This is a genomic window from Gordonia pseudamarae (genome assembly GCF_025273675.1).
GTDB lineage: Bacteria > Actinomycetota > Actinomycetes > Mycobacteriales > Mycobacteriaceae > Gordonia > Gordonia pseudamarae.
This window is the reverse complement of record NZ_CP045809.1, coordinates 248492-260692: the sequence shown is the minus strand read 5'-3', so window position 1 is coordinate 260692 and position 12201 is coordinate 248492. Positions and strand designations below refer to the sequence as shown.

Sequence of the window (12201 nt, the reverse complement as noted above, 5' to 3'; positions counted from 1 at the left end):
CACATGAGATTGTGATCAGGTAACCACGACTGTGCAGGCCTTGCGGTACGTAACGCACGGCCGGGAGCCCTATGGAGGGTATGCGGATGAGCAAGCAGACCGTCAATGCGATTGTTGCCGACCTGACCGAACTCGCCCTGAAGACATACGCCCTCAACCCGGCCCGCGTCGAGGAGGACGCAAACAGTGAGATACGTATCCACCAGGGCGGATACGGTGACCGCCAACTGTTCGAATTGGTCCAGAACGCAGCCGACGAGTTGCGCGATGAACCCTACCGTGGTGGACGTATCGAAGTCATTCTGACCGACACTCACCTGTATTGCGCCAACGAGGGCAATCCGATCGCCCCAGAGGGTGCGGACACCATCCTGAGAATGGGGGTGTCTCGCAAGCGTGGTGGACAGATCGGGCGGTTCGGTGTCGGCGTGAAGTCGGTACTTTCCGTGTGCCATACCCCCCAGTTCTTCAGTACGTCCGGCTCCTTCGGATTCGACGCCGACTGGTCGGCAGACCTGATCCGCAAAGCAGTCGCCGGTGGTACGGGAAGCCGAGGCCGCTCGCCGATTGATGTAACCGATACACCGGTGCTTCGACTGGCACGTGAGCTCGACATGGTCGCGGAACGACGACAGGACCAGATACTGGACTCACTGTTGAACTGGGCGTCGACGGTGGTTCGTCTCCCGCTCATCCCAGGAGCAGCCAAAAACCTCGCGGGAAACATCAACCGTAAAGCTGTCCGTAACACAGCACACGTTGATGAGTTCCCTTCACTGTTCCAACTGTTCTCGCCTCACGTAGGCACAATCGTACTGGAGGACCAGCGCAGCCTCCCGGCGTTTCGTCGTACCATGCGGGTCAGCGAAATGTCGCCACTGACAATTGTCCATACTTCAACCAGTGGCAGCAAGGACGCCTTCGACCGTTACCGGGTTTTCAGTGTCGAGCACACCGTTCCCGATGAGGTTCGGGCTCATGCCGGCGAACTCCACGACCGCGCTATACTTGAGGTTTCCTGGGCAGTTCCCGATTATCGGGTTGATCCCACCGGAGATAAGCAAATCCGACAGGTATCAACCGAGCGGGGAGAGTTCTGGGCGTACTTCCCCACAAAGTACGCCACCACACTGAGCGGTGTCGTGAACGCTGCGTGGAAGACAAACGAAGACCGGCAGAACCTGCTCGAAGGCGCCGCTCTCAACGATGAACTGTTGGACGTCACTTCCCAGTTGGTTATTGATTCCCTTCCTGAATTGGTTGTCGCCGAGGATCCTGCCGCATACCTCACACTCTTACCTGGACGACCGCGTGAATCAGAATCCCCGAACTGGGCGTGTCTGTACCTGACACGAAACATCTGGCGTCTGGCGGCCGTCAGTCCTTCGATTCCCAATCAGGACGGAAATCTGCAGCGCCCGGCCGATCTAAAAATTCCACCTGTCGAAGTCAGTTTCGCGACACTCAAACTCTGGGCCGAGTACACTGATAGACCAAAGGATTGGGTTCACCACTCGGTCAGCTCTGACCGTAATCGGCGAGGAAAACTGAACCACATCCTGGAGCAGGTCCCCGGTCGGGGTCCGGAATCAGTGGTTGCCTGGCTCGAAGCACTGGCAGCCGACGGTACGCCCGAGGCCTCCAAGGCTGCACTCGGTGTCCTTCAACAGCTGATCGAGCACGACCTGGCAGGCAATCCCAAGGCGATCGACGAGGCCAAGTCGGCCCGTATCGCACTGACCGATAAGGGCCGGATGGTCGCCCCGGCCCCCGGTAATATTTTCCGGCGGACCACCGACGACGAGCTACGTGATGACCTTGTGTACCTGGACGACGCGATCACCGATGACGCCGCAATGGCTCACACGCTCGATTCATTAGGAATCCGTGAGGCCGACGCCGACGGAAGATTCCGTAGCGTCCTCGATCAGGGTTTCCGCAACTACACCGGCAACCATTGGCGTCGATTCTGGGATCTGCTCCGAGAGTCGGGCGGGGCGAGTCAGTACCGCGCTATCACCGATCGGGTTGCCAACCCGGCAAGCGACATCAAAGTGAGAACTGTTGCAGGTGAATATTTACCCATCTCATCGTGCATGTTTCCCGGCCCGGTTGTACCTGGCGATGGCTCCCGAGATGCCAACATTGCCGTCGACATGAAATTCCACGCCGACGACAAGTCGATTCTGCGTAGCCTCGGATTGAAAGACCGGCCGGAGTCTGGTTACCTGCCCGTCGATGGTCAAACGTGGTTTGAAGAGTACCGAGACGCGATGTATAAGCAGTATTGTGATTCACTATCCGGCACCAGCCGTCGGGTCCAGAAGGGGACGTTAGAGCTCCAAGGTGGCGCGATAGCCGGCCCGCTCCACAGGTTCAAATCCTTGTCCAAGGAAGGTCGAGCTGCCTTTATCTCCGCCACCCCGGTTGAGGGATTGGTTGTGAATTGGACTCGCCAAGTCGGCAAACAAGCCAATACGCGCTCACAGATCGTGTCTCCCATTCGGTGGCTGTACCAGCAGCACGGCTACGTCGACACCAGCCTCGGCCTGATGAGGGTTCTAGACACAGTCAGTCCGGAACTGGCAAAGTACTCAGATTTCCTCCCCGTCGCGAAGGTATCCACGGAGATTTCCCAGCGGCTGAAATTGCGCTCCACTGTCGAAGACATTCATTCTACAGAGTGGTCGAGACTGCTGGACCGGGTCCGTAAGAGTGAAGATGATGATTTCATAGGGCCGTCGTACGCGTTATTGATCCGTGTTGCAGCCGATCTCATCAACCAAGAAACGGAGGTTCGCTGCCGGGTCGGGTCGAAGTGGGCGATGCGACCCGACCGCGATATCGCTGTCGCCATTACTCAGGCGGAATTCAACGAGCTCGTGGCACAACAACAGCCGGCAATTCTGGTCGCCGACGAGATCGATGCACCACAGGCCAAGGTGATGGTCGAGGAGTGGGGCATGCTCCGTTACGGCGATGTGATAGAAAAGGAGGTACGAGCGGTCCCCGCAGGCGACCCGCTCCCTCTGGCCGACAAACTTCCCGCGTTCAACAAAAGACCAGGGGTACAGGCAATCCGCATCTACTCTGTTCAGGAATGTTCAGAACTCGATGAGGTCACCCGAACACCTTCTGGCACAACACTCAAGCCATTGAGCGGAGCTGTCGACGGTGACACCGTGCTGATACCGGCGGGACTGTCGACACTCGATCAGATGGCGACCGTCGATAGGCAGCTGGACTTCGAGCTGGGGCGCGGCAAGTGTGAACAACTCCTCAGATTCCACGAACAGCTCCTTGCCGATGTGAAACGACGTGACAAGATCGACAAGATCGCCGCCGAGCAATCGCCTCCCATTAAGCTGGGTATGATGCTCGACGCCGACCAGCTTCGTGCCGGCTTGCCCGAAGGACTCATCGATTCAGAGACCCACGAGTCCGGGATGGAGCCTGATGCTCAGCGCATCGCCGAACTCGCCTACAACGCCTACGACGACGCCGTACTTCGCAAGTACACAAACGAGATCCGGGCGGTATTCCCGTCTTCTGCGCCCACCAAGTTTGACGGCACCTCGAAAGCACTCCGATTCGTGGCCGACCTCAAATTCCCCGAGTCTTTCGCGGGCGCCCGCACAACCGCACCACCGCAACGCGAAGAGGCCCGTGGCCCGGTTGATTTCCCTGCCCTCCACCCATATCAGGACGAAGTGGCGCGAAGGTTCGTCGACTTCCTATCTGAGCCGCTGCCGTCGAGGGCAATGCTCAGCCTGCCGACGGGCGCAGGAAAAACCCGAGTCGCAGCAGAAGCCGTGATCCGGTGGATTCGTGAGAACGGCGTCCCGGACGGCCCGATCCTATGGATTGCCCAGACCACGGAGTTGTGTGAACAGGCCGTCCAATCGTGGAGGTTCGTCTGGGAGCATGTCGGACCCGTGGAGGATCTGGTCGTCGACAGGTTGTGGTCCAACAACTCCTCAACCCCGGTGACGGGGCGCCCACATCTCGTCGTGGCCACCGACGCCAAACTGACGGTCTGCCTCCACACCGATGAGTACGAGTGGTTACGCAATGCCTCACTCGTGATCGTGGACGAAGCTCACGTTGCGGTTGCGCCCGAGTACACGAAGCTCCTTGAGCATCTCGGCCTCAGCATCACCCGCCGACAGACGCGCCGGAACTTGGTCGGGCTCACAGCAACACCATTCAGGAACGACGAGAACAAGACGGAACTTCTGGCCAAACGGTTCGGGAACCGGAGGCTGGATGAGGGCGTGCTCGGTGACAATCCGATCGGCCGTCTCCAAGAGCTGGGAATCCTCTCCCACGTGGAGCATCTCGAGCTGGGTGGTGCCAACCTTGAACTCACCAAAGACGAACTCGCAGAACTCGACAAGATGGGTGTCACAGGCGTCCTACCGAAGAGTGCTGAGCGTCGCCTCGCGGCCGACGACTCGCGTAATCAAATGCTGATCGACCACATCAGTGGGATGCCCAGGGATTGGCCGGTGCTGGTCTTTGCCACCTCAGTCGATCACGCCAAGGTCCTGGCCGCCAAGCTCAGCGACAAGAAGATCCGGTCGGTGGCGATCGACGCGGGGACCCCGGCGGCAGACCGCAGGCGCTTCATCGAGGAGTTCCGCAACAAGAAGATCCGAGTGATCACCAACTACGGCGTCCTGTCGCAAGGCTTCGACGCCCCTGCTACGCGGGCGGTTGTGATCGCCCGTCCGGTCTACAGCGCCAACATCTACCAACAGATGATCGGGCGTGGTCTACGCGGGGTCAAGAACGGCGGTAAGGCCGAGTGCCAGATCCTCGACGTCAAGGACAACATCGTCAACTTCCGCCGCAAGCTCGCGTTCGGGGACTTCGAATACCTATGGAAGCGTCGCTGACTATGGTTGGTCAGGTAGGGCCGACTGTGGCCGGCCTCACCATCCTCTATGGAAAGGCTGACTATGACCAAGCTGTCCACGCTGCTCGACGAGGTAGACGCAGGGACCGTCCTGCTGCCCGAGTTCCAGCGTGGGTACGTGTGGAACCGAGACCAGGTGCGCGGCCTGCTTCGATCCCTGTATCGGGGATATCCTGTCGGCAGTCTGCTGATGTGGGAGACGGCGGCGGATAGGGTGTCTGTACGCGGCGGTGTCGCCGGCGGCGGTATCCGTAACCTGCTCCTCGACGGCCAACAACGCATCACCTCACTGTACGGCGTGCTACGCGGTACTCAGCCGCCGTTCTTCGAGGGCAACGCTGAGGCCTTTCTCGGTCTCCACTTCAACGTCGACTCCGAGGAGTTTGCCTTCTATCAGCCATCTCGGATGAAGGGGGACCGGACCTGGGTCGATGTCAGCGCACTTTTCAACTCCGGTCTAGGACCGTTCTTCGCGAAGTTCCAGGACCAACCCGAGAAGGCATCCATGTACCTTGAACGCCTGAATGCGCTCACGCAGATCCGCGACAAAGATTTCAACATCGAGAAGGTCGCCCGCCCAAGCATCAGCGTCGACGAGGTCGTCGACATCTTCAACAAGGTGAACTCGGGCGGAACAAAGCTGTCGCGTGGCGACCTCGCGTTGGCCAGGATCTGTGCGGAGTGGCCGGAGGCCCGGCAGACCATGCGGAACCACCTGAATCTCTGGTCGAAGGAAGGGTATAACTTCACCCTCGACTGGCTACTGCGGAACATCACCGGGCTCGCAGTCCAGAAGTCCGAGTTCTCCTACCTGGAAGGGGTGAAGGCCCCGGAATTCCGGGCCAGCCTCAAAGGGTCCGTTGACAACATCAATCTCTTCCTCGACACCGCGGCCGCGCGGCTGGGCCTGGACCACGACAAGGTCCTCATGGGCCGGTATGCCGTACCCGTGATCAACCTGCTGCTGTCGAAGAACGGCGGGACGTTCGCCGACAAGGCCCAACAGGACAAGGTTCTGTACTGGTACATCAACGCCGCACTCTGGGGTCGGTTCGGTGGTTCTGTCGAGTCGATGGTCGCCAAGGACTATGAGAACGTCAGGCAGGGCGGCATTGACAACCTCATCAAGAAGCTCCGTCTCTGGCGCGGTGGATCGCTGACCATCAAGGCCGAGGATTTCACCGGGTCGACACAGGGTTCCCGCTTCTACCCGATGCTGTACCTGCTGACCCGGACCGCGGAAACCCGCGACCTGCGAAGCGGCGCGACTCTCCGAGACTCCACCAGCAACAGTGAAACCCACCTCGAACTGCACCACATCTTTCCGAAGGCGCTTCTCCGGGGAAAGTTCGATCGGTCTGAGGTGAACGCGATCGCGAACTTCTGCTTCGTTGCCCCCGACACCACAGCCGCCTACAGCAAGCGGGCACCTGCCGACTACCTGCAGGAGATCGCCGATGATCATCCCGGAGTCCTCGAATCCCAGTGGATTCCGACGGACCCGACACTGTGGTCGGTTGATCGTTACCCTGAATTCCTGAAAGCGCGCCGCCGGTTGTTGGCCACCGCGGCTCAGGAGTTCATGAAGGAGTTGCTCAACGGCACCCTGCCCGATACCGGTCCGATCGCCCGACGTGACCAGCCCGCCAAGATCTCCGACACCGAGGATCTCGATGATCCCCGCACCGGTCAGATCCGCGCGCTCATTGCCGAACTCACCGACCTCGGCGCCTCGAAGCCTCTCACCGACACGGAGATCAACGACCCCGACACCGGCGTCCCGCTGGCGGTTGCCGAGGCGTACTGGCCCGATGGACTGCAGCCCGGTATCGGTGAACCACTGGTGCTCGAACTCGATCCAGAGGATGCCGATCTGCCTCGTCTCGCGGCGCTCGGGTACAAGGTCTTCACCTCCATCGACTCTCTCCGCGATTTCGGGCAGAAGGATCTCAACCGGGGACAAGACGAACACACTGTTGAGCTGTACGTCGAGCGGGATGGACGACACCGCGCTCCCGATCCCGATCCTGACGGTGAGCCTGGCGATGTCGCGGCGGTCGACCGGGCCTCCGGTCAGGGCGATCCTCTTGAGTTTGAGTTCACCGAGGCGATGATCGGCATCTGTGAACGCAGCCGTAAAGAAGTCCGCTACAACCCCACCCAGCTCCGTGCGATGATAGCGGAATTGGGTGGGGTTGCCGCGGCGCATCAGATCCTGCAGAAACCGACGGTCACCGACGGCTTCTCGGTGCTATGGGAGAAGGGCCGCCTCGACCTCACCGTCGAGTCTCTGGTGGTCAGCCCGCGCTTCTCCGAGCTACTCCCCGAGGACGACATCCAGAGGGCACGTGATCGCCTGTCTCAGTTCGATGCACCAAAGATCTGAGATCGAGGCGCGCCTGAACCCGCAAGTCGGTTGTCTAAACCGACGAGTTCACAAAACCCCTTGAAATCGTTGTAGACGCCGTTCTTCAGGCTCTGCGCACGCAATGCGAAAGCCAACCCCTTTCCATGCATCTTCTCAATCTGCACCGATTTTACTCGCTCGATGTAGCCCGAATGGCGTGTCCCCCTTGAGCCGGTCCGGGTTGTTTTAGAGTCCTGATTGCCCCGATGAGGGCAGAGAAGGGACGATGAGGCACATGGCAGGACGGAAGCGTCACTCGGCGGAGGACATTGTGCGCAAGCTGCGCCGGGCCGATGAGTTGGCGGCGGAGGGTAAGACCGGTGAGGAGATCGCGGCCGATCTTGAGGTGTCGGCGGCCACCTAGTACAACTGGCGCCGCCAGTCCGGCGGTACGGACAGTGATGCCGCGAAGGAACTTAAAGAACTTCGCGAGCAGAACAGCCGACTCAAGCGGTTGCTTGCCGACGCCGAACTCGAGAAGGACGCACTCCGGGAGATCGCCAAGGGAAAATGGTGAGAGTAGTGCCCCATAGAGTGGTGTAACTCGGTGACCAGGACCGTGGCCGGCAGCGTGTAGCTGTCGGGCAGGGAAGCGGTCACCGTGTGATCCTTCGAGTCAACCTTCCACAGAATCCTCGAACGGAGTCATCACGATGACCGCACCCCACATTGTCGACCCTGCTGGCTTGCTTGGCCAAGCCCTGGCTGAGGCCTCGCCCGATCTGATGCGTGAGCTGCTGCAGACGATGATCAACGCACTGCTCTCCGCCGATGCCGACGCTGTGTGCGGCGCCGAGTGGGGCCGCCGGTCCGAAGACCGCATCAATCACCGGAACGGATACCGGCACCGGCCTCTCGATACCCGTGTGGGCACGATCGACGTCGCCGTGCCGAAGCTGCGCTCTGGCACCTATTTTCCCGAGTGGTTGCTCGAACGCCGCAAGCGCGCCGAGTCGGCGCTGATCACCGTCGTGGCCGACTGCTACCTGGCCGGGGTCTCGACCCGCCGGATGGACAAGCTGGTCAAGACTTTGGGCATCGATTCGTTGTCGAAGTCGCAGGTCTCGCGCATGGCCGAAGACCTCGACGAACAGGTTGCAGCGTTCCGTCATCGCCGACTGGACGAGGCGGGACCGTTCACGTTCGTCACCGCGGATGCGTTGACGATCAAGGTCCGCGAGAACAAGCAGGTCGTCAAAGCCGTCGTGCTGCTGGCTACCGGAGTCAATGGTGACGGTCATCGTGAGGTGCTTGGCATGCAGGTCGCCACCAGTGAGACCACAGCCTCGTGGAACACCTTCTTCGCTGACCTGGTCGCCCGCGGCCTGGGCGGAGTTCGCCTGGTGACTTCTGATGCCCATGCCGGGTTGGTCGAGGCGATCGCGGCGAACCTGCCCGGAGCTGCCTGGCAACGCTGCCGCACCCATTACGCGGCGAATCTGATGGCGGTGTGTCCGAAGTCGATGTGGCCAGCGGTCAAGGCCATGCTGCACAGCGTCTATGACCAACCCACTGCTGGTGCGGTCAATGCCCAGTTCGACCGGCTGCTCGAATACACCGAAGACCGCCTACCCGAAGTGGCCGAACACCTCGGTGACGCCCGTGAAGACCTGCTGGCATTCGCCGCGTTTCCTGATGACGTGTGGCGCCAGATCTGGTCCAACAACCCCACAGAACGACTCAACCGCGAGATCCGGCGCCGCACCGACGTCGTAGGCATCTTCCCGAACCGCGATGCCATCGTCCGTCTCATTGGCGCAGTGCTCGCCGAGCAGACCGACGAATGGGCCGAAGGCCGCCGCTACCTCGGCCTCGAAGTGCTCAGCCGCTGCCGGCTGACCGTCACCGACACCGACCACACGCCGGAGGTGAACACCGACCCGCTGATCCAACTACCTGTCTGACCACCTACGAAGGACCACAATCAGCTACACCACTACGCGGGACTTGACCAATGGTGAGCCCGACTGCCAAACGTGCCGCCATCGACATGCTCAAAGAGGTCAAGAGCGTTTCAGAACGCATGGCGTGCAGGGTAGTTGGGCTGTCCCGATCCGTCTATCGTCGGCTGCCGCAAGCACATACGCCGGCCGATCCCGACGCCGCACTGCGCGAGCAGTTGCGCACCTATGCCCGCAAAAACCCGCGGCACGGGTTCCGGCGGGCGTGGGCACACCTGCGGTTCGACGACGGCATCGAGATCAACAAGAAGAAGGTGCACCGCCTGTGGAAGGAGGAAGGACTGCAAGTCCGCCGCGCGCCGCGCCGCAAATGTGCCGGCCAGTCATCGGTCCCGATCATCACTGCGGACGCACCTAAGGTGGTGTGGGCGTAGGACTTTCAGTTCGATTCCACCGTCGATGGGAAGAAGGTGAAGATCGCGTCCATGGTTGACGAACATACCCGGGTGTCGTTGCTGTGACGGCGCTCATCGAAATTCCCCAGTGATGCTCATCTAGATTCCCCACCCGTGTGGCTCCGCCAGAGTAGGCGGGCCTCCCGTGATGCTGATGGTCTCTGACCACTCACCAGCTACCTCGGGAGGCCCGCTTTCATGTTGACATGGGAGAACGATGTGGAAGTACATGTACTGCACAAACGGGGGTGGACGATCTCGGCGATCGCCCGTCACACCGGCCACGACCGCAAGACGATCCGGGCCTATCTCAACGGTGAGCGCACCCCGGGCGAACGAAAGAAGCCGGAGACCGAGCCGTTCGTGGCCTATGCGACGGCCAGGCTTGGCGAGGATCCGCATCTGTGGTCGCGCACGCTGTGCGACGAACTCGAGAATCTCGGCTACACCCAGTCCTACCAGACGCTGACCCGCCAGATCCGTCAGCGCGGTCTGCGCCCGAGGTGTGCCGACTGTGCCCAGGTCACCGAACGGGCAAACGCGATCATCGAGCACCAGCCAGGTGAAGAGACGCAATGGGATTGGGTTGAGCTGCCGAACCCGCCAGCCGAATGGGGTTGGGGTTCAACAGCATATCTACTCGTCGGGTCGTTGGCGCATTCCGGCAAATGGCGAGGCTATCTGGCCCCGGATATGACCCGACCACAGGTGATCGCCGGTATCGACCGCATCACCCGCCGACTCGGTGGGGTCACCAAGTCGTGGCGCTTTGACCGGATGGCCACGGTGTGCCACCCCTCGACCGGTGCGTTGACCGCCGAGTTCGCCGGCGTCGCCAAACACTACGGGGTATCAGTGCAGGTGTGCCCGCCGCGTCGCGGTAACCGCAAGGGAGTGGTGGAGAAGTCCAATCACACTGCCGCGCAACGGTGGTGGCGAACCCTGCCCGATGAGGTCACTGCCGAGCAAGCGCAAACCAGCTGCGATACGTTCTGCCGCACCCGCTCGGATGTGCGGATGCGCCCCACCTCTGACGGTCGGGTGAGTGTGATCACCGTGGCCAAACGCGAACCGCCGAGCGCCCCGCCAGCTGCGCCGTATCCGGCTACGGTCACCGAAGTGCGCACGGTGTCTGGTCAGGCGCTGGTGGCGTGGCGAGGCAACCAGTACTCGGTGCCGCCGGAGGTGGCGATGAGTGAGGTCAGTGTGAGTGAGCGCCTCGGCGACGGGCACATCGATATCGCCACCGTTTCGGGCATCGTGATCGCCCGTCACCGACTGGCTGCTGCGGGGTCGGGAGCACAGGTGCGTGATCACGGGCACCTCGTCGCACTCGACACCCTGGCCAAGGCCGGCGCCTCCAGCAGCCGGCGGCCACATCGCCGCAAAGAACGCATCCCACCCGGTCAGGCCGCCCGTGACGCAGCAGACGCGCTGCGCCGCAACACATCCACCACCAACGTTGATGTTGCCACGCAGGCGTCGGTGATCGACATGAGCGTCTACGAACGCGCCGCACAGAACAGGACCCACCTCCCATGACCACCCACACCAACAAGACCGGACCGGACTCTTCGAATAGTGTTCAGCCACAGTCACAATCAGCGATCTCGGTCTATCAGCAACTACGCGGACATCTCGCCGTCCTCAAACTCGACGCCGCGGCCGAAGCCCTGCCGCAGGTCTTGGCAACCGCCGGCGAACAGGAGTGGTCGATGGCCCACACACTCGAACATCTCCTCTCGATCGAGGTCGACGCTACAGAAGCCCGCCGACTGGCCGGGCGGCTGCGATTTGCCTGCCTACCCACCCCGGCCACCCTGGACGGCTTCGACTACGACGCCGCACCCGGAGTCGATCGGGCACTGATCCGGGAACTCGGGACCTGCGCCTACCTCGAGTCGGCCACGAATGTGCTGCTCATCGGCCCGCCCGGCACTGGCAAGACCCACCTCGCGGTCGGGCTCGCGCATGCCGCGGTACACGCCGGGTATCGCACCTACGTCACCACCGCGGCCGATCTGGCCGCACGGTGTCACAAAGCGGCCATCGAGGGCCGCTGGTCCACCTGCATGCGATTCTTCGCTGGACCCACTCTTCTGGTGATTGACGAGCTCGGCTACCTGCCGCTGCCGGCCGAAGCCGCATCAGCACCGTTTCAGGTTGTGGCACAACGCTATCTGAAAACATCGGTCGTGATCACCACCAACCGGTCCGTCGCCGAATGGGGCGAGGTACTCGGCGACACCACCGTCGCCGCAGCCATGCTCGACCGCCTGCTGCACCGCTCAGTCGTGCTCAAACTCGACGGCGACTCCTACCGGCTACGCGACCACCACGCCCGCACCCAAAACCAGCGCACCGCCACCGCCTGATCCGTCCCGGGATTTCCGGAGGGTTCGTCTCAAGGGAAGATGGATCTCATGGCAGCAGGTACGAAGCATTACTCGGCGGAGTTGAAGCGCGACGCGGTGTCGATGGTGGCGGAGTTGGTGGGTCAGGGTTCGACGGAGTGGGCGG

6 protein-coding genes and 1 pseudogene are annotated in these 12201 nt (G+C 61.5%); all 7 read left to right on the top strand.

What is annotated here, in order from left to right; translation table 11 throughout:
• Positions 1-86: 86 nt before the first annotated feature.
• The 7 genes and pseudogenes from GII31_RS01025 to istB all read left to right on the top strand — a co-directional run bounded on the left by GII31_RS01025 (position 87) and on the right by istB (position 12056).
• Positions 87-4898: a DEAD/DEAH box helicase gene (locus tag GII31_RS01025; RefSeq protein WP_246222045.1), complete on the top strand. Its 4812-nt coding sequence runs from the start codon at positions 87-89 to the stop codon at positions 4896-4898.
• 63 nt (positions 4899-4961) lie between these two features.
• A complete protein-coding gene (locus GII31_RS01020; protein WP_213245972.1) occupies positions 4962-7304 on the top strand; it encodes a GmrSD restriction endonuclease domain-containing protein in 2343 nt (780 codons plus the stop codon).
• 256 nt (positions 7305-7560) lie between these two features.
• A pseudogene (locus tag GII31_RS01015) lies at positions 7561-7836 on the top strand (transposase); the annotation flags it as partial.
• A gap of 142 nt (positions 7837-7978) precedes the next feature.
• Positions 7979-9229 (top strand): IS256 family transposase, encoded by a 1251-nt coding sequence (locus tag GII31_RS01010; protein WP_213245285.1) that lies wholly within the window; start codon positions 7979-7981, stop codon positions 9227-9229.
• Positions 9230-9279: 50 nt separating this feature from the next.
• Complete coding sequence (locus tag GII31_RS01005; RefSeq protein WP_213245968.1) at positions 9280-9660, top strand: IS3 family transposase; 381 nt, start codon at positions 9280-9282, stop codon at positions 9658-9660.
• A 219-nt stretch (positions 9661-9879) separates the two neighbouring features.
• Entirely contained in the window at positions 9880-11223 is a 1344-nt protein-coding gene (locus GII31_RS01000) for a Mu transposase domain-containing protein (RefSeq protein WP_260840229.1), read from the top strand.
• The gene (gene istB, locus GII31_RS00995) at positions 11220-12056 is read left to right on the top strand and encodes an IS21-like element helper ATPase IstB (protein ID WP_213245964.1); all 837 of its coding nucleotides are present in this window, start codon (positions 11220-11222) and stop codon (positions 12054-12056) included. Before GII31_RS01000 ends, istB begins: the two co-directional genes overlap by 4 nt.
• The last annotated feature ends 145 nt before the right edge of the window (positions 12057-12201 follow it).

What these genes read in the sequence shown, in the direction of transcription:
- GII31_RS01025 (WP_246222045.1), top strand. Translation starts at nt 87, where the DNA reads ATGAGCAAGCAGACCGTCAATGCGATTGTTGCCGACCTGACCGAACTC.
- GII31_RS01020 (WP_213245972.1), top strand. Translation starts at nt 4,962, where the DNA reads ATGACCAAGCTGTCCACGCTGCTCGACGAGGTAGACGCAGGGACCGTC.
- GII31_RS01010 (WP_213245285.1), top strand. Translation starts at nt 7,979, where the DNA reads ATGACCGCACCCCACATTGTCGACCCTGCTGGCTTGCTTGGCCAAGCC.
- GII31_RS01005 (WP_213245968.1), top strand. Translation starts at nt 9,280, where the DNA reads ATGGTGAGCCCGACTGCCAAACGTGCCGCCATCGACATGCTCAAAGAG.
- GII31_RS01000 (WP_260840229.1), top strand. Translation starts at nt 9,880, where the DNA reads ATGTTGACATGGGAGAACGATGTGGAAGTACATGTACTGCACAAACGG.
- istB (WP_213245964.1), top strand. Translation starts at nt 11,220, where the DNA reads ATGACCACCCACACCAACAAGACCGGACCGGACTCTTCGAATAGTGTT.